The following is a 24,140-nucleotide window of genomic DNA, read 5'->3' on the forward strand; positions in this document are numbered from 1 at the left end:
TTCATCTTCGGATAACCTCGGCGTCGGAAAATGCGCGGTCTTTGTCCCTCCTTGGCCGAGTCCCCCCATGAGCCAACCCGAGCTGTCCGTCGTCGTCCCAGTATTCAACGAGCGCGACAACGTCGCGCCCCTGGTGGCCGAAATCACCGCTGCGCTGCGCGGCCGGCTGCCGTTCGAGATCGTCTACATCGACGATCATTCGCGCGATGACACTCTGGCCGTGCTGCAGGGCCTGAAGGCCACCACGCCGGAACTGCGGGTGCTGCACCACGTTTCGCAGAGCGGGCAGAGCACCGCGGTACGTACCGGCGTCAAGCACGCGCGCGCACCGTGGATCGCCACCCTCGACGGTGATGGCCAGAACGATCCGGCCGACATCCCCAAGCTGCTGCAGGCCCGCGGTACCGCCGATGCCCAGGTGAAGCTGTTTGCCGGCTGGCGCGTCAACCGCCAGGACAGCGGCAGCAAGCGCTGGGCCAGCAAGTGGGCCAACGCCATCCGCGCGCGCATGCTGCGCGATGACACCCCCGATACCGGCTGCGGCATCAAACTGTTCGAGCGCAACGCCTTCCTCGATCTGCCGTACTTCGACCACATGCATCGCTACCTGCCCGCACTGATGCAGCGTGCCGGCTGGAAAACCATCAGCGTGCCGGTCAACCACCGCCATCGCACTGCCGGTGTGTCCAAGTACAACAACCTGGGCCGCGCGCTGGTTGGCATCCGCGACCTGCGCGGCGTGGCTTGGCTGATCACCCGCAGCAAGCGCACCGCGGTGGAGGAGTGTTGATGGATCTGGAGCTTCACTGGCTGGACCAGCCGCTGACCTGGTTGTACTGGACCGGCCTGCATGTAACCGGCTGGAAGCTGATCGGCTACACCGGTGCGTTGATGTTCGGTGGCCGCTGGCTGGTCCAGTTCGTCGCCTCCAAGCGCGCCGGCAAGCCGGTGATCCCGCGCCTGTTCTGGTACATGAGCGTCGTCGGCAGCCTGATGACGCTGAGCTACTTCCTGTTCTCGGCCAAGCAGGACTCGGTGGGCGTGCTGCAGAACCTGTTCCCGGCATTCACCGCGTTGTACAGCCTGCAGCTGGACATCAAGCATCGCGGGTGGAAGCGGGACAAGGCCAGCCACTAGGTCTCCGGTAGATGCCGACCTTGGTCGGCGCTGGGTTTTGGGGGCCAACCAAGGTGGGCCACTACCGCTGTGCATCGGTAGCGCCGGGCCATGCCCGGCGGCTGTGGGATGGCCGCCAACGTCGGCCGCGCTACTTCGCGCCTTTGGCGCTGGAGTCCCGGCCTGCGGCCGGTTCCCGGTCCTGCCAGCGTTGCAGGCAGGACCTTCGTCCCATGCCATGTGCGATGCGGGGTGCCATGATCGGGTCTGCCTTCCAGGAACCTGTGCTCGTGAAAACCCGTCTTGCCGTAGCCCTGCTGATCGCCCTGTCTGCCCCTGCCGTGGCCCTGGCCGCACCGCCCACCGCCACCGCGCCGGCCAGCGTGGCCACCGAATCGCCCGCCGACGCCACCTTCCGCGCGCTGTACGAGAAGGAATGGAAGTGGCGCCAGGAAGGCGGCGGCGAGGCCAGCGAGGACGAAGACGCCCCGGCCAACGCCACCCGCATGCCCGACGTCGGCCCGGCCGCGCAGCAGGCACGCCTGAAGGTATGGGACGAAACCCTGGCCGCGCTGAAGAGGATCGACCCGAAGACCCTGTCGCCTGACAACCAGGTCAACTACGCGATCTACCGCGACCAGGTGTTCAACCTGGCCGAAGAAGTGCGCCTGCGCGGCTACGAGATGCCGTTCAACGCCGACTCCTCGTTCTGGTCCAACCTGTCCTTCATGGCCCGGCGCGAGATGAAGACCGTGCAGGACTACCAGAACTACATCGCGCGCCTGAATGATGTGCCGCGCTACTTCGACCAGCAGACTGAAAACATGCGTGCCGGCCTGAAGCGCGGCTTCAGCGTGCCGCGTGCGGTGCTCGATGGCCGCGAGGTGTCCATCGCCACCGTGGCCGAACTGAAGGATCCGACCGAGTCGCCGCTGTACGCGCCGTTCAAGAAGCTGCCCAGCACCGTCCCGGCTGCCGAGCAGGCCAAGCTGCAGGCACAGGCCCGCGCGGCGATCAGTGGCAAGGTGGTGCCGGCGTTCCAGCAGCTGCGCACCTTCTTCGTCAACGAATACGTGCCGCAGGCGCGTACCACCCTGGCCGCCGAAGCGATGCCCGACGGCAAGGCGTACTACAAGCAGCAGATCCACGAATACACCACGCTGGACCTGTCGCCGGACGAGATCCACCGCATCGGCCTGGATGAAGTGGCACGCATCCAGAAGGAAATGAACGACATCATCAAGCAGGTGAAGTTCAAGGGCAGCTTTGCCGAGTTCTTGACCTTCCTGCGTACCGACCCGCAGTTCTATGCCAAGACGCCGGAAGAACTGCTGTCGCGTGCCGCATGGATCTCCAAGCGCGCCGATGGCCAGCTCGGCAAGTACATGACATTGCCGCGCGCGCGCTTCACCATCGTGCCGGTGCCGCCGGACATCGCGCCGTTCTGGACCGCCGGCCGTGGTGGCATGGGCACCTATTGGCTCAATACCTACAACCTGCCGTCGCGCCCGCTGTACAACCTGCCGGCGCTGACCCTGCACGAATCCGATCCGGGCCATGCACTGCAGGGTGCCATCGCCGCCGAGCAGAAGAACCTGCCCGAGTTCCGCCGCAATGCCTACATTTCCGCCTACGGCGAAGGTTGGGCGCTGTACTGCGAGAAGCTGGGCGTGGAAATGGGCATCTACGAAACCCCGTACGAGGATTTCGGTCGCCTGACCTACGAGATGTGGCGCGCCACGCGCCTGGTGATCGACACTGGCGTGCACAGCAAGGGCTGGAGCCGCGAGCAGGCGCTGGCCTACCTGCGTGACCACACGGCGCTGAGCGAACACGAAGTGACCACCGAAGTGGATCGCTACATTTCCTGGCCGGGCCAGGCGTTGAGCTACAAGCTCGGCGAGATCGCCATCGTGCGCCTGCGCGCGCAGGCGGAGAAGGAACTGGGCGACAAGTTCAACATCAAAGGCTTCCACGATACGCTGCTGAAGCAGGGCTCGGTGCCGTTGCCGGTGCTGGAGCAGCAGATCCAGGCGTACATCGCCGAGCGCAAGAAGGCCTGACCGCCGTGTGGTCGGGTCAGAGCCCCGCGGTGGCGGGGATCCGCCCCCCTCTCACCTCACCCCACCGCCCGCACCTTCGCCACGCGCGCAGCGAAGGTCGGCAGCACCAGCAGAGTCAGCACCGTGGCGGTGATCAGGCCACCGATCACCACCGTCGCCAGCGGCTTCTGCACTTCCGCACCGGAGCCACTGGCGATGGCCATCGGAATGAAGCCGACGATGGCCACCAGTGCGGTGGTCAGCACCGCGCGGATACGGCTGGATGCACCATTGATCGCGGCCATCATCGGCACGTCACCGGCGTCCAGGCGCTCGCGGATCGCCTGCATCAAAACCAGGCCATTGAGCGTGGCCACGCCGGATACCGCGATGAAGCCCACCGCTGCCGACACCGAGAACGGCATTCCGCGCAGCAGCAGGGCGAGGATGCCGCCGACCAGCGCCAGCGGTACGCAGCTGAACACCAGGATCGCTTCCTTGCCGCTGCGCAGGGCCATGAACAGCAGGCTGCCGATCAGCAGGAACACCACCGGTACCACCGTGGCCAGGCGCTTCTCCGCACGCTGCAGGTTCTCGAACTGGCCACCCCAGGTCAGGTACGCACCGGGTGGCAGCGCCACCTCGGCCACGGCGGTCTGCGCTTCGCCAACGAAGCCGCCGAGGTCGCGGCCGCGCACGTTGGCCTGCACCACCACCCGGCGGCTGCCGTTGTTGCGGCTGATCTGGTTCGGCCCTTCGCTGACGCTGATGCGCGCGACCGAGGACAGCGGGATCACCACGCCGGCCGGCGTAGCGATCGGCAGCGAGGCCAGCTGATCCGGGTCGTTGCGTGCGCTGTCATCCAGCCGCACCACCACATCGAAGCGGCGGTCGCCCTCGAAGATCTTGCCGGCTGCCGTGCCGCCGATGCCAGTGGACAGCGCATCGCTGACGTCCGCGGCGGTCAATCCGTACTGCGCCGCTGCCACATGGTCGATCTTGACGTTGAGCGTGGGCAGGCCGGAAATCTGCTCCACGCGCACATCGGCCGCGCCTTCCACCGCACGCAGTTTCAGCGCCACCTGGTCGGCCACCTTCTGCAGCTGGCTGAAGTCATCGCCGAAGATCATCACCGCCAGATCGGTCCGCACGCCGGAAATCAGCTCGTTGAAGCGCAGCTCGATCGGCTGGCTGAACTCGAAGCTGTTGCCCAGCTGCTGCCCGGCCAGTTTCTCGAAACGGGCCACCAGTGCTTCCTTGCCCAGCTTCGGATCGGGCCAGTCCGCACGTGGCTTGAGCACGATAACGCTGTCGGAAATGTTGGTCGGCATCGGGTCGATCGCCGCCTCGGCGGTACCGGTACGCGAGAACACCGTCTCCACCTCCGGTTGCTGGGCGATGGCCTTCTCCAGTGCCAGCTGCATCGCCAGCGATTGCTCCAGTGAAGTGGACGGCACGCGCAGTGCCTGCATCGCCACGTTGCCTTCATCCAGGGTAGGCATGAACTCGCGGCCGAGCAGGCCGAACGAACCAATACCCGCCAGCAGCATCAGGCCCGCACCGGCCACCACCGACCGCGGACGCGCGACGGCCTGGCGGATGATCGGCTCGATGCGCCCACGCAGCACGCGGATCAGCTTCGTTTCGTGCTCGCCATCATCGCTGTGTGCCTCGCCTTCCTTCAGCTTCGGCTCGCGCACCATCAGCGCGGCCATCGCCGGTACGAAGGTGAAGGAGAAGAGGAAGGCACCCACCAGGGCCAGCATGAACGTGGCCGCCATCGGGTGGAACGTCTTGCCCTCCACGCCTTCCAGAGTGAGGATCGGCGCGAACACCAGCAGGATGATCAGCTGGCCGAACGCTGCCGGCCGCGCCATCCTGCGCGCCGAATCGGCCGCTACGCGCAGGCGTTCCATCGCGGTCAATGCACGGCCCAGTTCGGCACGACGCTTGCCCAGCATCAGCAGCGTCGACTCGATCACGATCACCGCACCGTCCACCAGGATGCCGAAGTCCAGTGCACCCAGGCTCATCAGGTTGCCGCTGATGCCGAAGCGGTTCATGCCGATCACTGCGAACAGGAACGACAGCGGAATCACCAGTGCGGTGATCGTCGCCGCGCGCAGGTTGCCCAGCAGCAGGAACAGCACTACCACCACCAGCAGCGCGCCCTCGGTGAGGTTCCTGGCCACGGTCTTGATGGTGGAATTGACCAGCACGCTGCGGTCCAGCACCGGTGCTGCCACGATGTCGGCCGGCAGCGACGTGTTCACTTGTTCCAGGCGTGCGGCGGCGGCCTGGGCCACGGTGCGGCTGTTGCCGCCGGCGATCATCAGCGCGGTACCGAGCACGGCTTCATGGCCGTTGCGGCTGGCCGCACCCAGGCGCGGTGCGCGGCTCAGTTCGACCTCGGCCACATCGGACACACTTACCACCACGCCGTTGCGGGTGGCCACCGGCGCCTGTGCCAGATCGTCGGTGGTCAGCGCCAGGCCATCGGCACGCACCACCAGGCCTTCGCCGGCGCGCTGCACGAAGCCGGCACCGGCCTGCACGTTGGAGCGCTGCAGGGCCGTCACCAGATCGGCCAGGCCCAGGCCATGCGCGGCCAACCGTGCGCTGTCCGGATGCACGCCGTATTCCTTCACGTAGCCACCGACGGTGTCCACGCCCGCCAGTCCGGGGCTGGAACGCATCTGCGGCGCGATGATCCAGTCCTGCACGGTGCGCAGGTAGGTGGCACGTTCTTCCGGCGTGCGCAGCAGGTTGCCTTCCGGCGTGCGGTAGACCTCACCTGCCTGCCAGCCTGCTTCGCCCGGCTTGGCCAGCTTCGCAGGGTCGAACGCGGTGAAATCCACCGTCCACATCAACACCTCGCCGAGGCCGGTGGTGACCGGCGACAGCATGGGCGAGGCACCCTCGGGCAGCGCCTCGGCGGCCTCGCGCATGCGTTCGGCCACCTGTTGGCGGGCGAAGTAGATGTCGGTGGCATCGGTGAAGATCGCGGTGACCTGCGAGAAGCCATTGCGCGACAGCGAACGGGTAGTGGTCAGGCCGGGGATGCCGGCCAGCGCGGTTTCCAGCGGATAGGTCACCTGCCGCTCGATCTGCTCGGGCGTCAGTGCCGGTGCCACGGTGTTGATCTGCACCTGGCGGTTGGTGATGTCCGGTACCGCATCGATCGGCAGCTTGCCGAGCTGGAACAGGCCCACGGCAGCAACGAGTGCAGCCAGGGCCACGACCAGCCAGCGGTGGCGTACCGCGGTTTCAATGATGAGCTTGAACATGGAAGGTCCTCAGTGCCCGTGCTCGGCTTCGCCCTTGGCCAGTTCGGCCTTGAGCAGGAACGCGTTGGCGCCGACGATGCGTTCGCTGCCGCTCAGGCCATCGAGGATCTCGATGCGGTCGCCGGCGCGTCGGCCGGCCAGCACCGGTTGCACCTTGAAGCCGCCCTCGACCGCGACGAATACCGCGCTGCTGCCATCCACGTTCTGCACGGCATCGGCCGGTACGCTCAGCGCGCCATCCTTGCCGTCGGTGACCACCACCGCGGACACCGGCGAACCGGCTGGCGGCAATGCGGCATTGACCGGCGTGGCACGTATCACCGCCACGCCACCCTGCTGGCGCACATCGGCGGCAGAACCGGTGACGGTGGCACTGAAGCTGCCGCCCGGCACGGTCACTTCCAGCGTCATGCCCGGGCTGACCTGTGCGGCCAGCGCTGGCGGTGCGGTGAATACCAGCTCGTTCATCGACGGATCGGCGACGTCGGCCACCGGGCTGCCGGCCGCCACCACGCCACCGGGCGTGACCTGCACGTTGCCGACGATGCCGGCCACCGGGCTGGTGATGCGCACGCGGCCGCTGCTGTCGGGTGAACCGTTGGCGGCCGCCTGTGCCTGTGCGGCGGCGGCCTGCGCCTGTGCCGCGAGTGAGCGCGCGCGTGAGGTTTCCAGTTCCTGGCGGGCGACCACGCCCTGCTCGACCAGCGCCTTGTCGCGGCCATGGGCCAGGCGCGCCGCCTCGGCTTCCGCTGCGGCGGCAACCGCATTGGCGCGGAACACCGCCGCCTCGCCGCTGACCACGATCGCCAGCGCCTGGTTCTGCTTCACCGCCGTGCCCGGTGCGACCAGCACGCGCTCCACGCGCCCGGTCACGGTGGAGGCGACCGATGCACGCGCACCGATCGATGGCTCCACCCGGCCGGACAGCCGCGTCGAACCGCCGCCGCCGCGGCCGACGGCAACCACGTCGATGCCGGAGGCCTTGATCTGCTCGGGCGTCAGTTGCACCACGCCTTCATCGGCGTCGGGCACCTTGCTTGTTTCGGCCTTGGCGTCGGTGCTGTCAGCGGCATGACCATGGCCGTCGTCGGCAGCTGCCTTGCTGGCGATATCCGATGCGTCCGGGGTCTGTGCGTTGCCGGAGCAGCCGGCCAGCACTACGGTCAGCAGCAGGCCACCCACCAGGGGGAAAGAGCGGGACAGGTTCATCGGGCCTCCACAAAAGGTGCGCGCCCTTCGAGGCGGGCGAGATCGATTTCCGCGCCGACGCGCGACAGACGCGCGTCCACAGCGGTGCCGCGGGCGGCGATGAGGGCACTGCGGGTACTGCGCAGTTCCAGCTGCGAGATGCGTCCGGCGTCGAAGCCGATGCGGGCCAGCCGATACGCTTCCTCGGCGGCGACCACACTTTCGTCGGCCGCGCGGGTACGGCTGCCGGCCGCCTTCAGGCCCGCCACCGCCGACAACCGTTCCGCTTCGCTGTCACGGCGCTGCTGGTCCAGCCGCGCCTCGGCCGCGCGCTGTTCGGCACTGGCGGCGCGGATGCCACCACGGTTGCGGTCGAACAACGGGATCGAGAGGCTGACGCCGAGCGTGTAGGCCTGCTCGCGGTCCTCGCGGAAACGCGTCTGCGCGGCCGTGACGCTGAGGTCGGGCAGGGCACGCTTGCGCTCCACATCGACCAGGCGACCGGCCGCATCAACTTCGGCTTCGGCGACACGCACGGCCAGTGCCACATCGATGGCGCCACGCGGTGCCGGCGGTGCGCGGTCGAGCAGGCTGTCGTCGATGGTCTGCACCGGTGCATCCAGCAGGGCCGCACCGGCCAGGCGGGCCAGTGCAGCATCGCGGAAGGCCTGCGCCTCATCCAGCGCGGCGCTGGCATTGGCCACTTCGCTTTGTGCCTGCACCGCGCGCAACTGCGGCTCGCGGCCATGCTTGACCATGGCGGTGACCGCCGCCGCATCGTCGCGGGTGAGGGTCAGCGCTTCGTCGGCCAGGGTGTAACGACGCAGGGCACTTTCCGCCTGTGCGTAGATCGCCGCCAGCTGGCTGGCGACATCACTGCGGCTCTGCGAACCACGCAGGGCAGCGGCCTGTGCCTCGGCGCGGGCGGCGCGGACGCGCGCGCCACGCTGGCCCCAGACCTCCAAGGGCTGGGACAGGGTAAGCACGGTGTCGGCCCTGCCCATGCCGCCGTAGGAGCCCGTGCCCCAGGCGTTTTCGGCGGACCAGGACAGGGAGGGATTGGGCAGCGCCCGGGCCTGCTCGGCGCGGGCGTCGGCCGCCTCGGCCAATGCCGCGCCGACGCGGGCGCCGGGCAGCTGGTCGAGACGTTCAAGCAGGGTGTCGTACGAAGGTGCGGCTTGTGCGGCGACCTGTGCGGCGGGGATCAGGCCCAGCAGCACGGCGACGACCAGCCCGGCCGCGCGCGGCGACCGACGTGTCAGGATCGACATAGGGGGATTCCGGTTGTGAGTGAAACGGGAGCCCGCGATTGCGGGACGCGCTCAACTCACGCCCGGGGGGGACGTGCCAGTTCGTCCTGGGCGACCGCATAGGTCGCCGCGTCGCCTGCATTCATCCAGCGCGCCGGTTGCGGCGTGCCAAAGGCGGCGAAGGTGCTCGCCGGCAGGCTCAGGTTGGAGTGGTGGCAGTGGTTATGACTGCAGGCACCGGTGTGCTTGCCGTCGTTGTCACTGTCACCGTCGGGCTCTTCGGCCGCCGACTCCACATGCACCACGGTGCTGTCGTGCGGTTCCACCGCACACGCCAGAACATCGGCCACCGGCACGACCACGAACGCCGCCATCAGCAGCATCAGCAGGGTCGAACGAAGGTGGCGGGCGATCCGGCGCATGGAGGGGAGGCTAGCAAGCGGTTTTCGGTGGATACAATATCAATGGCCACCTCGGGAATTCGTCGGAACCTGCCGTTCAGGTGCGCCGCGCACGGGACTGCTGCTCTGGTAGGTGCCGACCTTGGTCGGCAGGCCTTTCGGTCCGAGGGGTGGGACACCGGGATGCGCTTCTGTAGAGCCGAGCCCATGCTCGGCTGCTTTCGCGTGGTCAGTCGAGCATGGGCTCGGCTCTACAGTGACGGTCACGGCAGCTTCGCGATCACCTTGATCTCGAACTGGAAGCCATACAGCCAGGTCACGCCGATACCGGTCAGGGTCGGGTGCGGCGCTTCGCCCCAGTATTCCGGCACGATCGCCCAGGCCTTCTCGAAGTTGGTTTGCGGGTCGACCAGGAACACGGTCACGTCGATCACGTCGTCGAACGTGCAGCCGGCCGCGGCCAGCACCGCGTTGAGATTGTCGAAGGCGCGACGCACCTGGGTCTCGAAGTCCGGCTCGGGCGAGCCGTCCTCGCGGCTGCCGACCTGGCCGGAGACGAACAGGAAGCCATTGGACCGGATCGCCGGCGAGTAACGATTGCGCTCGTACAGCGCCTGCCGGCCGGCGGGAAAGACGACATCACGGTGGGACATAAGACGGATTCCAGAGGAGAGGGCACCATCCTCCCCGCAGCCGCTGTCTGGATAAACCGCGATGATGCGCCTAGATTGATTGGTAATCTCAAACAATCAGGGCCGCTGACATGGACCGCTTCGAGGCGATGCGGGCGTTCGCCCGGGTGGTGGAGACCGGCAGCTTCACCCGCGCCGCGTACACCCTGCAGCTCAGCCGCACCACGGTCACCCAGTTGGTGCAGCAGCTGGAGGCACATCTGCGCCTGCGGCTGCTCAATCGCACCACCCGGCGGGTCAGCGTCACCGCCGATGGCGCGGCGTATTACCCGCGCATCGTGCGGTTGCTGGCCGAACTGGAGGAGGTCGAGGGTGGGCTGGGCGATGCCGCCGCACAACCGCGTGGGCGCCTGCGCATCGATGTGCCCGGACCGTACGCGCGGCTGCTGCTGGTGCCGGCGCTGCCCGGTTTCCAGGCGCGCTATCCGGAGGTTCAGCTGGACGTCGGCGTCAGCGACCGCGAGGTCGATGTCATCGCCGACAACGTCGACTGCGTGATCCGTGGCGGCATCCCGGTCGACCCGGCGTTGGTGGCGCGGCCGCTGGGTGCGCTGCCGATCGGTTTCCATGCCAGCCCAGGCTATGTGCAGCAGTTCGGTATGCCGGAACACCCGCGCGCGCTGGAAGGGGCGGACCACCACACGGTCGGCTTCCTTAGTCCGCGCAGTGGCCGCGCCCGCGTGTTCACCACGCAGCGCGGCGCCGAGCGCATCGAGGTGCAGGGGCGCTATTCCATCGGCTTCGATGATGGCAATGCCTATCTGGCGGCGGGTCTGGCCGGCCTCGGCGTGGTCGCGCTGCCCAGCTACATGGCCGAACCGCACGTGGCGCGCGGCGAACTGCTGCCGGTGCTGCACGACTGGCAGCTGCCGCCGATGCCGATGCACGTGATGTTTCCACCGAACCGGCACATGAGCCAGCGGCTGCGGGTATTCATTGATTGGGTGGTGGAGACGTTGGGCTGAGCCACCGCTCGATCGCCGCCACGCCGCATGCCACTCCGTCCTCGTTCGCCATTGCAGCGCCCAGCGTGGCTGCGCGCGCGCGCGTATCCGCATGCTCGGCGAACGCCAGTGCATCGGCCAACGCCTGCGGCTGCAACCGTTTGGGTGACAGTGGCGCAGGCGCTACGCCCAGCCGCTGCAGGCGATCGGCCCAGAAGAACTGGTCGGCGGCGAACGGCATCACCATCGACGGTATGCCGGCGCGACAGGCCGAATGCGTGGTGCCGCTGCCACCATGATGGATCGCCAGCGCGCAGCGCGGCAGCAAGGCTTCATGCGGGGTGGGTCCGATCACAAATACCGTGTCGGGCAACGCCATGTCGGGCACGCCGACCCAACCGGGGAACAGCAGCACGCGGCGCGGTGCCAGCGCCGACAACAGTGCCGGCAGCACGCGTTCGCGGTCGAAGCCGGTCATGCTGCCAAAGCCCAGGTAGACCGGCGGTGGCCCGGCATCGAGGAAGGTCTGCAGTTCCGCCGACGGTTGCCACCGCGCAGCCGGTGCCGACCATTGGCCACACACGAGGTGGTCGGTCGGCCAGTCCGAAGGCGGTGCCAGCAGCTGCGGCGAGATGCCGTACAGCATCGGCAGGCCGGTCCACAGCGAGCGTCGTGGCCGCTGCCCGGCGTGCTGGCGGGCAGCGTTGATCGGGCCACGGAACTGCCGCCAGATCAGGCTGTTGACCAGTCCGTAACTGGCACGGTTGAACCATCCCGGTGAGCGCCCGGGTGGCAGGAAGGGCGAACGGAATGCGCGCGTCGGCGTCAGCGGAATCATGCCGGCGCCGATTACCGGAAGACCACGACGTTCACCGACGCTCATGCCGACGAACGCCGCCAGGCCGCCGGTCAGGATCGCATCGCAGCCGTCGGCTGCAGCATCGGCCTGGCGCATCCAGCCGGCGACGTGCTGCCGCGCCATCCGTGCCAGCCCGGTGCTGGCGGCGGCCACGCCGTTGCCGCGTGAGACCAGCGCCACCACTTCATCATGGATGTCGCCTTCCAGCGCGGCGTGCGGGACGCCCTGTGTTTTCGCGCTGCCCAGGGTGCCGCCGTCGGCAAGCAGCATGACCTCGTGGCCCGCCGCCATCAGCCCGTGGCAGAGCATGACCAGCGGGCGCGTATCGCCTTCGGTGCCGTAGGTGAGGGCCAGCAATCGCATTGGAGCCTCCGCAGTGAAACGGCAGCATGCCGGTATCGCAGTGTTCGTCCCGCCTACACGCTGGCGCGCCGCATGGGACAATCCCGCATCACCTGCCCACGCTGCACGGGCGCGCGCATCAGGATCCAGCACCGCATGACCGCACTACCTTCACCACCGTCCCTTGTCGCCTGCCTGCTCGTTGCTGCCCACAGGTGTGCGGCATGAGCCGCGTCGTTGCGCTGGATACCGAAACCACCGGCATTTCGCATCGTCTTGGCCACCGGGTGATTGAAATCGGAGCGGTGGAACTGATCGATGGGCAGCTCAGCGGCCGCCAGTTTCACACGTATCTGCAGCCGCAGCGCAAAGTGGACTGGGGCGCGCAGCGCGTGCACGGCATCAGCGATGCGATGCTGGTGGGCAAGCCGCTGTTTGCGAGCAAGGCCGCCGAGCTGCTGGAGTTCCTGGGTGGCAGCGAGATGGTCGCGCACAACGCCACTTTCGACGTTGGTTTCCTCGACAACGAGCTGCGCCTGGCTGGCATCGCCGATGGGCTGGCCCAGCACTGCCGCGTGACCTGCAGCCTGAAGCTGGCCCGTAACCGTTGGCCGGGCATGCCCAACAAGCTCGACGATGTGCTGCAGCGCCTGCGTATTCCCGGCACCCGCGGCCTGCATGGCGCACTGAAGGATGCGCACCTGCTGGCCCAGGTGGTGCCACACCTGCGTTGAGCTGGCCCTGTCGCTGTTGTAGAGCCGAGCCGACGCTCGGCTGCTTCTCCCCGTATGATCCAGCCGAGCGTGGGCTATGCCGGTCGTCCTGACCGTCACCCTACGGGCCGTCGCAAGCGACGTTGGCAGCGGCTCCTGCCGCTACCTTCGGCTCTACAAGGGCCCCCGTCGCCGTGTTCAGGCATGGCCTGTGGGTAAGTTGCGCAAGGCCTTGATTGCGTGCATAATGCGCGGCTCGCTGTGTCCGGTTTCGTGCCGGGCGGCGCCCCCGGGAGCACGTCCCCGGCCGCCCAACGCCAGCGTAACCCTTTGATTCTCTTGACGTGTGGTGGGCAACCATCGAGGCCGCCGTCTCCCGGGCTACGGGCTGACACAACTTACTATCGAGGTGCGCCATGTCCCGCGTATGCCAGGTTTCCGGCAAGCGAGTGCAGACGGGTAACAACGTCTCGCACGCCAACAACAAGACCCGTCGTCGTTTCCTGCCGAATCTGCACGAGCGCCGCTTCTGGGTTGCCAGCGAGAACCGCTGGGTGAAGCTTCGTGTTTCCGCGCATGCACTGCGCACCATCGACAAGAACGGTATCGATTCCGTTCTGGCTGAGCTGCGTGCGCGCGGCGAAAAGGTCTGAGGAGTAGACGATCATGGCAGGCAAGCGCGATAAGGTCCGTATGATTTCGACCGCTGGTACCGGTCACTTCTACACGACCGACAAGAACAAGAAGAACACCCCGGGGAAGATGGAATTCTCCAAGTACGATCCGGTCGTGCGCAAGCACGTCCCGTACAAGGAAGGCAAGATCAAGTAATCCGCAAGGATTGCTGATTGCCTCCGAAGAAACCCGCCCTCGTGGCGGGTTTTTTTGTGGCCCCACGCCCCCGGTAGGTGTCGACCTTGGTCGGCACGTTCCGACCCCGGTGGGTGCCGACCGTTGGTTGGCACGCTTGGCGCGGCTCGACTCTACCCAACCCGCTGGGCAGAATGGCCCATCACCCTCCCGACGGGCGCGCCTGATGCTGTTCGAGTGGTTGCTGGGTTCGTATCTGCTGCTGATCGACTGGCTGATCCGGCTGGTGGCGCTGTGCTGGATCCCCACCCGCACCACGCCGGGCGCGGCGCGCAGCTGGCTGCTGCTGGTTGGCTTCGTGCCGCTGCTGGGCCTTCCGCTCTACCTGCTGTTTGGCCACCCGTGGCTGTCGCGCGAGCGTATCCGTCGGCAGGCCGAGGCCTCGCAGGTGATCCGCGAGGAGCAGGCGCTGCAGCGCCGCCTGCGCTGGACGCCGCAGCCCGATTCGGCCAGCGCCGAAGTGGTGCCGCTGGTGCAGCGCCAGGGCGATTTCATGCCGGTGCACGGCAACGCGATCGACCTGCTGACCGACTACGACGAATCGCTGCACAACCTGATCGCCGACATCGACCAGGCCCAGGACCGGGTGCACCTGCTGTATTACCTGATGTTCGATGACACGGTGGGCGAGGCCATCGTCGAAGCCCTGCAGCGTGCCGCAGCGCGTGGCGTGCAGTGCCGCGTGCTGCTGGATGCGGTGGGCGCCAAGCGCGGCCTGCGTGCGTACAGCAAGCGGCTGCGGTCACGTGATGTTGAAGTGCGCGCGATGCTGCCCGGTGGCCTGCGCTGGCGCCGCAGCGGACGCATGGACCTGCGCAATCACCGCAAGATCGCGGTGATCGACAACGAAGTGGGCTATGTCGGTTCGCAGAACCTGGCTCGGCCTGAATTCGTTGCCGGCCACCCCAACCGCGAGCTGGTGGCGCGCGTGCGCGGGCCGGCGGTGGCGCACCTTGAAGCGGTGTTCGCCAGCGACTGGTACATCGAAACCGGACAGCGCCTGGACGTCATCGCCGACGTGCCGGTGTGCAGCGAAGACATCGCCACCCAGCTGCTGCCCAGCGGCCCGGCGTACCCCTACAGCAACGCGCGCGATGCGGTGGCCGCGCTGATCCATCTTGCCCGACGGCGGCTGGTGATGGTGACGCCGTACTTCGTGCCCGACGAAGCAACGCTGAGTGCACTGCGCATCGCCGCACTGTCCGGCGTGCAGGTGCAGCTGATCCTGTCGGCCAGCAACAACCAGCGGCTGACCTCGTGGGCGCAGGAGGCCTACTACGACGAGCTGCTGCGCTGCGGGGTGCAGATCGCGCTGTACGAGCCGCAGTTCCTGCATGCCAAGCACATGAGCGTGGACGAGGACATCGCCGTGCTCGGGTCGATCAACATGGATATCCGCTCGTTCGCGCTGAATGCCGAAATCGGCCTGATCTGCTACGACCGTCAGCTGGTCACGCAGTTGTGCGCCATCGAGGACGACTACCTGCGCCAGTCGCGCCTGCTGGACCTGGAACAGTGGCGCAAGCGCCCCGCGTGGCTGCGCAGCCGCGAAGGCATCGCGCGCCTGGCCGATGCGCTGATGTAAGCCGGCGCCAGCCGCGCAGGGTCGATGGCCTACAATCGGCGCATGACTGATTCACCGCGTAATGGCGAACTGGACCTGGCGATCATCGGCGGTGGTGCGGCCGGGGTGCTGGTGGCGATCCAGGTGTTGCGCCAGGCCCGGGCGCCGCTGGCGCTGGCCATCTTCGAACCTGCCTCGCAGCTGGCACAGGGCATTGCCTATGCCACGCCGTGGCCGGAGCACCTGCTGAACGTGCCGGCGGCGAAGATGAGCGCCTTCCCCGACCAGCCCGGCGACTTCCTCGATTACCTGCAGACGGCCAACGCCTACCCGGGTGAGGCGCGCGAGGTGCTGGGCGAACGTTACGTGTGTCGCCATTACTTCGCCGCTTACCTGCAGCAGCGTCTGCGCGAGGCCGAAGCGACCAGCGCAGCCCGATTGCAGTTCATCGCCCAACCGGTGCTGGCGCTGCATGCCGATGACCACGGTTACCAGCTGCAGCTGGGCGATGGCCCAACGCTGCATGCAGCGCAGGCGGTGATCGCTACCGGCAACAGCATGCGACCGCTGCCGGTGGACGGCGCCGATGCGCTGCCCGCCGATGACGTGGTCGAAGCCTGGGATTACGACGGCGTGCGCACGCTGGCTGGTGGTCGTGCACTGGCCATCGTCGGCTCCGGGCTGAGCATGGCGGACACCGTGTTGGTGCTCGTGGCCGCCGGTCACCGCGGGCCGCTGCACGTGATCTCGCGCCATGGCCTGCTGCCGTTGCCTCACGCACACGGTGGCCTTCCGACGTTCGACCCGCAGGCGCTGCTGCCGATGACCCTTCGCCAGCGTCTGCGCGCACTGCGCCAGCACGCACGGCAGGCACAGGCCGACGGCATCCCCTGGCAGGGCGTGATGGACCGCATCCGCCCGCACGGCCAGGCGCTGTGGCAGAGCATGGACGAGGCTGACCAGCGTCGCTTCCTGCGCCACGTGGTGCGCTACTGGGACGTACACCGCCACCGCATCGCTGAACCGGTGGCCGAGCAGTTGCAGGCGTTGCAGGCCAGCGGCCAGTTGCGCGTCCACCGCGCCCGCCTGCAACGCGTGTGGCGCGACGGGGATGCCCTGCAGCTGTCGGGTCGCGAGGCGGGTGGCGGCAACGTGCAGTGGACGATCGGTGCGGTGGTCAATGCCACGGGCGTGGAAACCCGCGCCGCAGCGCTGCGTAACCCCTTGCTGCAGCAGCTGCAGGCGGATGGCCTGGCCCGCCCCGGCCCGCATGGGCTGGGCCTGGACAGCAGTGTGCCGGGCGACCGGCTGTGCGCAGCGGGCGGCCACTCGCAGGCGCGCCTGGGCGTACTCGGCAGCCTGCGCATCGGCAGCCTGTGGGAGAGCCTGGCGGTGCCTGAACTGCGTCAGCAGGCGCAGGCACTGGCCGCGCACGTGGTCGCAGGAGCTGCGACGTCGATGCCGTAAAATGGAGGCATGGATGTCTCCCACTTGCTTGATGGCCTGAACCCGGCCCAGCGCGAAGCCGTCTCCGCTCCCCTCGGTCACCACCTGGTGCTGGCCGGTGCCGGGTCGGGCAAGACGCGCGTACTCACCCACCGCATTGCCTGGCTGCATGAAGTCGAAGGCGTGCCGACGCACGGCATTTTCGCGGTGACCTTCACCAACAAGGCCGCCGGCGAGATGCGCCATCGCATCGACGCGCAGCTGCCGCATGGCAGTCGCGGCATGTGGATCGGTACCTTCCACGGCCTGGCCAACCGCCTGCTGCGCCTGCACTGGCAGGACGCCAAGCTGCCCGAAAGCTTCCAGGTGATGGATTCGGACGATCAGCTGCGGCTGGTCAAGCGCGTGGTACAGGCGCTGGAGCTGGATGACGGCAAGTACCCGCCCAAGCAGATTGCCTGGTGGATCAACGCGCAGAAGGATGAGGGCCGCCGCCCGCAGCACATCCAGCCCGAGCCGAACGACGCGTGGCTGGAAACCATGCGCCAGGCCTATGCCGAGTACCAGGCGCGCTGTGACCGTGCCGGCCTGGTCGATTTCGCCGAGCTGCTGCTGCGCGCGCACGAACTGCTGCGCGACAATCCGCCGTTGCTGTCGCATTACCGCGCGCGGTTCCGCGAGATCCTGGTGGACGAATTCCAGGATACCAACGCCATCCAGTACGCCTTCGTGCGCGTGCTGGCCGGGCATGAGGGCCACGTGTTCGTGGTCGGCGACGATGACCAGGCCATCTATGGCTGGCGCGGCGCCAAGGTCGAGAACGTGCAGGGCTTCCTGCGCGATTTTCCGGGCGCGCAGACCATTCGCCTGGAACAGAACTACCGCTCCACCGCCAACATCCTCAACGCCGCCAACGCGGTGATCGCGCACAACCCGGACCGCATCGGCAAGCAGCTGTGGACCGACAGCGGCGACGGCGATCCGATCGACCTGTATGCGGCGTACAACGAGATGGACGAGGCGCGCTACATCGTCGAGCGCGCGCGGCAGTGGGTGCGCGACGGTGGCAGCTATACCGAAGTGGCCGTGCTCTACCGCAGCAACGCGCAGTCGCGCGCGCTGGAAGAAGCGCTGCTGAGCGAACAGGTGCCGTACCGCGTGTACGGTGGCATGCGCTTCTTCGAGCGCGCCGAAGTGAAGGATGCGCTGGCGTACCTGCGCCTGCTGTCCAACCGCAACGACGACGCTGCATTCGAGCGCGCGGTGAACACGCCCACGCGTGGCATCGGTGACCGCACGCTGGACGAAGTGCGCCGCGAAGCGCGCGCCCAGGGCATCTCGCTGTGGGAGGCCACCATGCTGGTGACACAGGGCAGTGCACTGGCGGCGCGTGCCCGCAATGCGCTGGCCGGCTTCCTGGTGCTGGTCAATGAACTGCAGGCGCAGACCCTGCAGATGACCCTTGCCGAGCGCGTGGACCATGTCCTGGTGCGCTCGCAGCTGCGCGAGCACTGGAGCAAGGAAAGCCGCAACGCGCTGGATTCGGAATCGCGCACCGACAACCTCGACGAACTGGTGTCGGTGGCCTCGCGCTTCGTGCGCCGTGCCGACGACATCGAGGAAGTGGGCGAGGACATGGACGAGCTGGTCGCGTTCCTGGCCTATGCCGCGCTGGAAGCTGGTGAAGGCCAGGCGCAGGCGGGCGAGGAGGGCGTGCAGCTGATGACGCTGCACTCGGCCAAGGGCCTGGAATTCCCGCTGGTGTTCCTGGCCGGCGTGGAAGAGGGCCTGTTCCCCAGCGCACGGTCGCTGGAAGAAAGCGGGCGGCTGGAGGAAGAGCGTCGGCTGGCCTACGTCGGCATCACCCGCGCGCGACAGAAGCTGGTGCTGAGCTACGCCGAATCGCGGCGCATCCACGGCCAGGACAACTACAGCCTGCCGTCGCGTTTCCTGCGCGAGATCCCGCGTGAGCTGCTGCATGAAGTGCGGCCGAAGGTGCAGGTCTCGCGACCGGCCTCGATGGGGGCAAGCCGGGTGATGGGTCACGCCGCCATCGAAGCGCCGCCGATCAAGCTGGGCGCGCTGGTCAACCATCCCAAGTTCGGCGAAGGCATGGTGACCGACTACGAAGGCAACGGCGCCCACGCACGCGTGCAGATCGAGTTCGCCGACGCCGGCAGCAAATGGCTGGTGATGGCGTATGCCAACCTGACGGTGATCTGATTACCGCCGGGGTCGGATCCCTCCCGAAGGGAGGGCCCTGACCCCAACGCGGTAGGAAGTAGCCGAGCATGGGCTCGGCTCTACAAAGGCGAGGGCTCATGACCCGCAACGTGCTCTTCCTCTGCAGCCAGAACCGCCTGCGCAGCCCGACGGCCGAGCAGGTGTTCGCCGATTGGCCGGGCATCGAGACCGCCTCGGCCGGGTTGCTCGCCGAGGCCGAAGAGATCCTCAGCCCCGAGCTGCTGCAGTGGGCGGACCTGGTGTTCGTGATGGAGCGGATGCACCGCAACCGCCTCTCCAGCCGTTACAAGCCGTGGCTGAAGGACAAGCGGGTGATCTGCCTGGATATTCCGGATGACTACGAGTACATGGACCCGGTGCTGGTGGAGCTGCTGAAACGGAAAGTGCCGCCCTTCCTGCGCTGAGCGCGGTCTTGTAGAGCCGAGCCCATGCTCGGCTGCTTTCCGCAGCAAAGCCAGTCGAGCAGGCGCGGCTCTACAATAGCGGCCACATCTCCCAGGAACGCCCTCATGACCGAGCCCACGCTGCATGTCACCGTGAAGTTGAACGCCAGGCTGCAGCCCGAGCATCGCCATGAGCTCTTCGAGGATCCACTCGATGCGCTGCTGCAGGCGGCCGAACTGGGTGGGATCACCGGTGGCGGTACCGCCATGTCCGACGAAGGCGAAGTCGAATACGGCGATATTGAAGTGGCGCTGGTTGATGCCGCGGGCGTGCCGAAGCTGGTCGACCTGCTGGAGCAGTTGGGTGCGCCGAAGGGTTCGCAGATACAGGGCGCAGGCGAGGCCGATCGCAGCTTCGGCGTGACCGAGGGCCTGGGCATCTACCTCGACGGCCTGACCCTTCCGGATGAGGTGTACGAGCAATGCGATTCGAACCATGTGTTCGAACAGCTGTCCGAGCGCATCGATGGCCTGGGCGAGATCTGCAGCTGGTGGCAGGGCCCGAGCGAGACCGCGTTGTACATGTACGGCCAGTCGTTCGAGGCGATGCGTGATGCGATCGCTGAATTCGTCGGCAGCTACCCGCTGTGCCAGAACGCACGCGTGGTGCAGATCGCCTGAGCGTAGGCCTCTACCGGTAGGTGCCAACCTTGGTTGGCACGATGTCGTCGGTCGCGGAGAGCAGCCGAGCATGGCTCGGCTCTACAGAAGGGCGTTACCGACTTGCGGCCTGCTGCGCGTTCTCGCGCAGGGCCAGGTGCTTGCCCAGCTGGTAGCCGCCATAGAACAGCACGAATGCGGCGGCCACGGCCAGAAGAATGGCCCGTGGGGTGATCCGTGATGCCGGCTTGCGGTCCTGCATGCGCGTGCTCCCCGACGGCGGCAGCGTGCCGCGCAGCCAGCATGCGCCGTGCGTGGCAGCCGGGCAAGCCCGGCGCTACGGTGTGCCCGGACCCCGCACCTGCTCCCAGTCCAGCCCGAACCTGGCCAGGTATTTGCGCAGGCGGTCGGCGTCGTTGGTGCTGGCGCGCTGCGTGCGCGAGACCGCGAAAAGCTCGCGACCCGCAGCGGACAGTGACTTCGCGCGCGCACAGACCCGCACCACCTCTTCCAGCTGCACGCGATCGAAACGGTCCAGCGCGTCCACGGCCTCGCCCAGTAGTGCATCCAGCGGGGACGGTGCATCGCCGCCGTGCCACTGTGCCCGCAGGCGCGCGATCTCGTCCTCCACGCCCTCGATCTGGATGCGCCCGGCACTCGCCAAGGTGGCCAGGCGCATGATCGACGCGCCCAGGTCGCGGAAGTTGCCGCGCCACGCCGCTTCCGGGCTGGTGGCAAATGCGAGATAGCGCGTGCGTGCCTCGACGTTGAAGCGAACCCGCGCGTGCTGGTCCTGCGACCAGCGTTCCAGTTCGAACTCGATGTTCGGCTCGATGTCTTCCATGCGCTGCGCCAGACCCGGCAGGCGGTAGGTCCACAGGTTGAGGCGCGCCAGCAGGTCTTCGCGGAAGCGGCCTTCCAGCACCGACTGCTGCAGATCGCGGTTGGTGCCGGCGATCAGCTGGAAGTCGCTCTCCACTTCGCGGTCGCTGCCTACCGGCAGGAACCGCTTCTCTTCCAGCGCCCGCAGCAGCATCGCCTGTTCGTCCTGGCCGAGTTCGCCGATCTCGTCCAGGAACAGCAGGCCCTGGTGGGCTGAGCGCAGCAGGCCGGCACGGTCGCTGGAAGCACCGGTGTAGGCGCCCTTGGTGTGGCCGAACAAGGTGCTCATCGCACCGTCGCCACGCAGCGTCGCGCAGTTCACCTCGACGAAGCGACCCGGCAACTGGTGCTTCAGCTTCTTCAGCTCGAACACACGCTTGGCCAGCTGGCTCTTGCCTGCACCGGTCGGCCCCATCAGCAGCATCGGTGCGCGCGAGCGCGTGGCCACTGTTTCGATCTGTTCGATCATGCGGTTGAAGGCGGCGTTGCGGGTGGCGATGCCGCCCTTCAGCAGGTCGCGGTCCTGCAGCTGCTGCTGGGCAAAACGCTGGGCGATGTGGTCGTAACGCGATAGATCGAGGTCGATGACCGCGTACGTGCCGGCGGCGCCGTCCTGCTTGCGCGGCGGCGAGGTCTGCAGCAGGCGCCCGGGGAAGTGCCGGCTCTCGGTCAGCAGGAACCAGCAGATCTGCGCGACGTGCGTGCCGGTGGTGATGTGGACGTAGTAGTCCTCCTCCTCCGGCTGGAACGGATAGCTGGCGAGGAAGTCATGCAGGGTGGCGTAGACCCCCTCGAATTCCCACGGATCTGCCAGGTAGGTGTCGTGTCGCTGCACGCTGATGCCCGGCGCCGCCTGTACCAGATCCTCGCAGACCACCCGCGCCAGCTTGCTGTAGCGGCGCTCATCCAGCAGCAGCTCGATGCGGTCGGGCAGGAAATCCTCATGCATGCCCAGCGACACCGTCGGGCGCCACTTCTGCCAGCGGCCCGGCCCTTCGCCCGCGTCGAGCTGGGTGCCGAGCATGCCAAAGACCACCTGCCGACGCGCCATATCCATTCCTATAAAAGATGCGCAGAAAATATATATCTTTTCGCAACGGTTCGCTGGGCTGAAGGGCTCGATACTGAAGAAAATTAATGAAAATCAATAACATGGTTTCCAGTTAGAAAAGTTGGCACGGCCATTGCTCTATATCCAGCAAGACACGACGCGGGCTGTTCCCGCCGAGGACATCAGCATGGCCAACCTTTCGCTCTTCTCCTGGATGCGCACGCCGCAGCCGCCGCAGGCAGACACCGTCAATGAAGCCGGTGGCCTGGCTTACCGCCGCGACCCGCGTGCAGCGCTGGCGCTGTATGCGGCCACCGGGTGCCTGAACAACACTTTCTACAGCGACGCCGAAGCGCAGCTGCAGCAGGTGCTGGCGCTGACCGCGCAGGTCGAGCCGCGCTTCATCGCCCGCACCGCGCTGTACGCCCGCCAGGTCGCACACATGAAGGACATGCCGGCACTGCTGCTGGCGGTGCTCAGCCTGCGTGACCCGGAGGCGTTCGCTCTGGCGTTTCCGCGGGTGATCGACAACGGCCGCCAGCTGCGCACCTTCGTGCAGATCATGCGCAGCGGCCAGGTGGGGCGCCGTTCGCTGGGCTCGCTGCCCAAGCGCAGGGTGCGTGAGTGGATCCAGCAGGCGTCGGCGGAAACGCTGGTGCGTGCGGCGATCGGCCAGCAGCCGTCGCTGGCCGATGTGATCCGCATGGTGCACCCGAAGCCGGCCAACGCCGAGCGCAAGGCGCTGTATGCCTGGATCATCGGTCGTGCGTACGACGAGGCGCAGCTGCCGGTGGTGGTGCAGGCCTACGAAGCGTTCAAGCGTGATCCGCGCGGGCTGCCGCCGGACCTGCCGTTCCAGTACTACAGCACGCTGCCGCTGGATGCGGCGCAGTGGTCGGCACTGGCCCGCAATGCATCGTGGCAGTCGATGCGGATGAACCTCAACACGTTCGCCCGCAACGGCGTGTTCGATGATCCGGCGATGGTGCAGGTGATCGCAGATCGCCTGCGTGATCCGCAGCAGGTGCGTCGTGCCCGTGTACTGCCGTACCAGCTGCTGATGGCCTTCCACGCGGGCGCTGGCCTGCCGCCACCGATCCTGGAAGCGCTGCAGGATGCGATGGAGATCGCCACGGCGTCGGCACCGGCATTGCCGGGGCGGGTGGTGGTGGCGGTGGACGTATCCGGTTCCATGCAGTCGCCGGTGACCGGCTACCGCAAGGGCGCCAGCACCGCAGCACGCTGTGTGGACGTGGCGGCGCTGGTTGCAGCCTGCGTGCTGCGCGGTCAGCCGCAGGCCAAGGTATTGCCGTTCGATACCGAGGTGCGCCACGTGCGGTTGAACCCGCGCGACAGCGTGATGACGTTGGCCCGCCAGCTGGCGATCAACGGCGGCGGTACGTCGGTCAGCGCGCCGTTGCACTACCTCAACCTGCGGCGCGAGCCGGTGGACCTGGTGGTGATGGTGTCGGACAACGAGAGTTGGCGCGACACCCGCACCGGCGGCCAGACCGCCACGATGCTGCAGTGGGATGCACTGAAGCGTCGCTGCCCGCAGGCGCGGCTGGTGTGCATCGACCTGCAGCCGGTGGCCAGCAGCCAGACCGTGCAGCGCGGTGACGTGCTGCACATCGGAGGCTTCAGCGATGCGGTGTTCGACCTGATCGCGCAGTACGCCGCTGCGGCCGAGGACGGCAGCAGCTGGGTCCAGCGCATCCAGGACATGGCGTTGTAAGGCGGCAGGGAGGCCGCAACGGACCGCCTGGCTGGCAATGGGGCCAGCCGGGCAGGGCCAGGAATTCGCTTTTTTGCGGTGAATGCTGGTGGAACTACATTGGTTGTCCCTTCGGGGTCGGGTTCGAGTCCCGCGTTTCCTGCCTGTCGTGAGGAAGCAGACGTTCCACTTCCCTTGTCACCGCACCTTCTCAAACGGCACCGGCAACGGTGCCACCGATTCACCGCCGGCAGCGCGAATGCCGGAGGAACTACAGCCTCTTAAGCTCCAGGTCGCGGGTTCGACTCCCGCCTGCCGCAGCAACGCGGCGGTAGCTCAGTGGTAGAGCAGGATGTTCCTCCAGATTCTTGTCGTGCTGCCGGCACCTTCGCTTTCGTTGCGCGGGGAATGCAGGTGGAACTACATCGGAAGCCCTTCGGGGTCGGGTTCAAGTCCCGGCCGTCCTTCACGGCAACGTGGGCGACGGAATGT

The 24,140-nt window shown here is 67.3% G+C and carries 21 protein-coding genes; 13 read left to right on the plus strand and 8 right to left on the minus strand.

Features of this window, described 5'->3' with window-relative positions; translation table 11 throughout:
* Positions 1-67 precede the first annotated feature (67 nt).
* The 3 genes from WKB25_RS12790 (at position 68) to WKB25_RS12800 (ending at position 3,179) form a co-directional block, all read left to right on the plus strand.
* On the plus strand, positions 68-790 hold the full coding sequence (locus WKB25_RS12790; protein ID WP_340571068.1) for a glycosyltransferase family 2 protein: 723 nt from the start codon (positions 68-70) through the stop codon (positions 788-790).
* Positions 790-1,137 carry a lipid-A-disaccharide synthase N-terminal domain-containing protein gene (locus tag WKB25_RS12795; protein WP_025878793.1) on the plus strand — a complete coding sequence of 116 codons (348 nt, stop codon included), beginning with the start codon at positions 790-792 and terminating at the stop codon, positions 1,135-1,137. Before WKB25_RS12790 ends, WKB25_RS12795 begins: the two co-directional genes overlap by 1 nt.
* A 269-nt stretch (positions 1,138-1,406) precedes the next feature.
* Positions 1,407-3,179, plus strand: a complete 1,773-nt coding sequence (locus WKB25_RS12800) for a DUF885 family protein (protein WP_340571070.1) — start codon at positions 1,407-1,409, stop codon at positions 3,177-3,179.
* Positions 3,180-3,235: 56 nt separating this feature from the next.
* On the opposite strand, the gene WKB25_RS12805 is transcribed toward WKB25_RS12800, so the two are convergent.
* From WKB25_RS12805 to WKB25_RS12825, 5 genes are all read right to left on the minus strand, one after another.
* Positions 3,236-6,445, minus strand: coding sequence for a CusA/CzcA family heavy metal efflux RND transporter (locus WKB25_RS12805; protein WP_340571072.1), 3,210 nt, complete (start codon positions 6,443-6,445; stop codon positions 3,236-3,238).
* Between the two features lie 9 nt (positions 6,446-6,454).
* A complete protein-coding gene (locus WKB25_RS12810) occupies positions 6,455-7,654 on the minus strand; it encodes an efflux RND transporter periplasmic adaptor subunit (RefSeq protein WP_340571073.1) in 1,200 nt (399 codons plus the stop codon).
* Entirely contained in the window at positions 7,651-8,904 is a 1,254-nt protein-coding gene (locus WKB25_RS12815) for a TolC family protein (RefSeq protein ID WP_340571074.1), read from the minus strand. The genes WKB25_RS12810 and WKB25_RS12815 overlap by 4 nt, the downstream gene beginning before the upstream one ends.
* Before the next feature lie 56 nt (positions 8,905-8,960).
* Complete coding sequence (locus tag WKB25_RS12820; RefSeq protein ID WP_265951007.1) at positions 8,961-9,305, minus strand: hypothetical protein; 345 nt, start codon at positions 9,303-9,305, stop codon at positions 8,961-8,963.
* 242 nt (positions 9,306-9,547) lie between these two features.
* Positions 9,548-9,937, minus strand: coding sequence for a RidA family protein (locus tag WKB25_RS12825; protein ID WP_340571076.1), 390 nt, complete (start codon positions 9,935-9,937; stop codon positions 9,548-9,550).
* Between the two features lie 110 nt (positions 9,938-10,047).
* Between WKB25_RS12825 and WKB25_RS12830 the strand changes: the two genes are divergently transcribed.
* Positions 10,048-10,941, plus strand: coding sequence for a LysR family transcriptional regulator (locus WKB25_RS12830; protein WP_340571077.1), 894 nt, complete (start codon positions 10,048-10,050; stop codon positions 10,939-10,941).
* Here the strand turns inward: WKB25_RS12830 and WKB25_RS12835 are convergent.
* Complete coding sequence (locus WKB25_RS12835) at positions 10,910-12,142, minus strand: glycosyltransferase (protein WP_340571078.1); 1,233 nt, start codon at positions 12,140-12,142, stop codon at positions 10,910-10,912. The genes WKB25_RS12830 and WKB25_RS12835 overlap by 32 nt on opposite strands.
* A gap of 203 nt (positions 12,143-12,345) precedes the next feature.
* Here WKB25_RS12835 and dnaQ point away from each other — a divergent pair, with 203 nt between their 5' ends.
* The 8 genes from dnaQ (at position 12,346) to WKB25_RS12875 (ending at position 20,022) form a co-directional block, all read left to right on the plus strand.
* Complete coding sequence (gene dnaQ, locus WKB25_RS12840) at positions 12,346-12,855, plus strand: DNA polymerase III subunit epsilon (RefSeq protein ID WP_340571079.1); 510 nt, start codon at positions 12,346-12,348, stop codon at positions 12,853-12,855.
* Positions 12,856-13,250: 395 nt separating this feature from the next.
* Complete coding sequence (gene rpmB / locus WKB25_RS12845) at positions 13,251-13,487, plus strand: 50S ribosomal protein L28 (protein WP_005411638.1); 237 nt, start codon at positions 13,251-13,253, stop codon at positions 13,485-13,487.
* A 10-nt stretch (positions 13,488-13,497) separates the two neighbouring features.
* Positions 13,498-13,665, plus strand: a complete 168-nt coding sequence (rpmG, locus tag WKB25_RS12850) for a 50S ribosomal protein L33 (protein ID WP_170272460.1) — start codon at positions 13,498-13,500, stop codon at positions 13,663-13,665.
* Between the two features lie 205 nt (positions 13,666-13,870).
* Positions 13,871-15,289: a cardiolipin synthase gene (gene cls / locus WKB25_RS12855; protein WP_340571080.1), complete on the plus strand. Its 1,419-nt coding sequence runs from the start codon at positions 13,871-13,873 to the stop codon at positions 15,287-15,289.
* Between the two features lie 24 nt (positions 15,290-15,313).
* Positions 15,314-16,735 carry an FAD/NAD(P)-binding protein gene (locus WKB25_RS12860; protein WP_340571081.1) on the plus strand — a complete coding sequence of 474 codons (1,422 nt, stop codon included), beginning with the start codon at positions 15,314-15,316 and terminating at the stop codon, positions 16,733-16,735.
* A 9-nt stretch (positions 16,736-16,744) separates the two neighbouring features.
* Positions 16,745-18,937, plus strand: coding sequence for a DNA helicase II (gene uvrD, locus WKB25_RS12865; protein WP_099819910.1), 2,193 nt, complete (start codon positions 16,745-16,747; stop codon positions 18,935-18,937).
* A 98-nt stretch (positions 18,938-19,035) separates the two neighbouring features.
* Positions 19,036-19,362: a low molecular weight protein tyrosine phosphatase family protein gene (locus tag WKB25_RS12870; protein ID WP_340571082.1), complete on the plus strand. Its 327-nt coding sequence runs from the start codon at positions 19,036-19,038 to the stop codon at positions 19,360-19,362.
* Positions 19,363-19,467: 105 nt separating this feature from the next.
* Positions 19,468-20,022, plus strand: coding sequence for a hypothetical protein (locus WKB25_RS12875; protein WP_165378453.1), 555 nt, complete (start codon positions 19,468-19,470; stop codon positions 20,020-20,022).
* Between the two features lie 94 nt (positions 20,023-20,116).
* On the opposite strand, the gene WKB25_RS12880 is transcribed toward WKB25_RS12875, so the two are convergent.
* Both WKB25_RS12880 and rtcR read right to left on the minus strand, forming a co-directional pair.
* Positions 20,117-20,263 carry a hypothetical protein gene (locus WKB25_RS12880; RefSeq protein WP_340571085.1) on the minus strand — a complete coding sequence of 49 codons (147 nt, stop codon included), beginning with the start codon at positions 20,261-20,263 and terminating at the stop codon, positions 20,117-20,119.
* A 75-nt stretch (positions 20,264-20,338) separates the two neighbouring features.
* Positions 20,339-21,934: an RNA repair transcriptional activator RtcR gene (gene rtcR, locus WKB25_RS12885; RefSeq protein WP_340571086.1), complete on the minus strand. Its 1,596-nt coding sequence runs from the start codon at positions 21,932-21,934 to the stop codon at positions 20,339-20,341.
* Positions 21,935-22,121: 187 nt separating this feature from the next.
* On the opposite strand from rtcR, the gene WKB25_RS12890 reads away from it, so the two are divergent.
* Positions 22,122-23,669: a VWA domain-containing protein gene (locus tag WKB25_RS12890; RefSeq protein WP_340571088.1), complete on the plus strand. Its 1,548-nt coding sequence runs from the start codon at positions 22,122-22,124 to the stop codon at positions 23,667-23,669.
* The last annotated feature ends 471 nt before the right edge of the window (positions 23,670-24,140 follow it).

The organism is Stenotrophomonas sp. G106K1 (assembly GCF_037969685.1).
GTDB classification, from domain to species: domain Bacteria; phylum Pseudomonadota; class Gammaproteobacteria; order Xanthomonadales; family Xanthomonadaceae; genus Stenotrophomonas; species Stenotrophomonas lactitubi.

Coding starts and splice junctions, on each gene's coding strand:
- WKB25_RS12820 (WP_265951007.1), bottom strand. CDS start 9,305: ATGCGCCGGATCGCCCGCCACCTTCGTTCGACCCTGCTGATGCTGCTG.
- dnaQ (WP_340571079.1), top strand. CDS start 12,346: ATGAGCCGCGTCGTTGCGCTGGATACCGAAACCACCGGCATTTCGCAT.
- WKB25_RS12810 (WP_340571073.1), bottom strand. CDS start 7,654: ATGAACCTGTCCCGCTCTTTCCCCCTGGTGGGTGGCCTGCTGCTGACC.
- WKB25_RS12825 (WP_340571076.1), bottom strand. CDS start 9,937: ATGTCCCACCGTGATGTCGTCTTTCCCGCCGGCCGGCAGGCGCTGTAC.
- WKB25_RS12815 (WP_340571074.1), bottom strand. CDS start 8,904: ATGTCGATCCTGACACGTCGGTCGCCGCGCGCGGCCGGGCTGGTCGTC.
- WKB25_RS12790 (WP_340571068.1), top strand. CDS start 68: ATGAGCCAACCCGAGCTGTCCGTCGTCGTCCCAGTATTCAACGAGCGC.
- cls (WP_340571080.1), top strand. CDS start 13,871: ATGCTGTTCGAGTGGTTGCTGGGTTCGTATCTGCTGCTGATCGACTGG.
- WKB25_RS12875 (WP_165378453.1), top strand. CDS start 19,468: ATGACCGAGCCCACGCTGCATGTCACCGTGAAGTTGAACGCCAGGCTG.
- rtcR (WP_340571086.1), bottom strand. CDS start 21,934: ATGGCGCGTCGGCAGGTGGTCTTTGGCATGCTCGGCACCCAGCTCGAC.
- WKB25_RS12830 (WP_340571077.1), top strand. CDS start 10,048: ATGGACCGCTTCGAGGCGATGCGGGCGTTCGCCCGGGTGGTGGAGACC.
- rpmB (WP_005411638.1), top strand. CDS start 13,251: ATGTCCCGCGTATGCCAGGTTTCCGGCAAGCGAGTGCAGACGGGTAAC.
- WKB25_RS12835 (WP_340571078.1), bottom strand. CDS start 12,142: ATGCGATTGCTGGCCCTCACCTACGGCACCGAAGGCGATACGCGCCCG.
- WKB25_RS12890 (WP_340571088.1), top strand. CDS start 22,122: ATGGCCAACCTTTCGCTCTTCTCCTGGATGCGCACGCCGCAGCCGCCG.
- WKB25_RS12805 (WP_340571072.1), bottom strand. CDS start 6,445: ATGTTCAAGCTCATCATTGAAACCGCGGTACGCCACCGCTGGCTGGTC.
- WKB25_RS12860 (WP_340571081.1), top strand. CDS start 15,314: ATGGCCTACAATCGGCGCATGACTGATTCACCGCGTAATGGCGAACTG.
- WKB25_RS12795 (WP_025878793.1), top strand. CDS start 790: ATGGATCTGGAGCTTCACTGGCTGGACCAGCCGCTGACCTGGTTGTAC.
- WKB25_RS12870 (WP_340571082.1), top strand. CDS start 19,036: ATGACCCGCAACGTGCTCTTCCTCTGCAGCCAGAACCGCCTGCGCAGC.
- uvrD (WP_099819910.1), top strand. CDS start 16,745: ATGGATGTCTCCCACTTGCTTGATGGCCTGAACCCGGCCCAGCGCGAA.
- WKB25_RS12880 (WP_340571085.1), bottom strand. CDS start 20,263: ATGCAGGACCGCAAGCCGGCATCACGGATCACCCCACGGGCCATTCTT.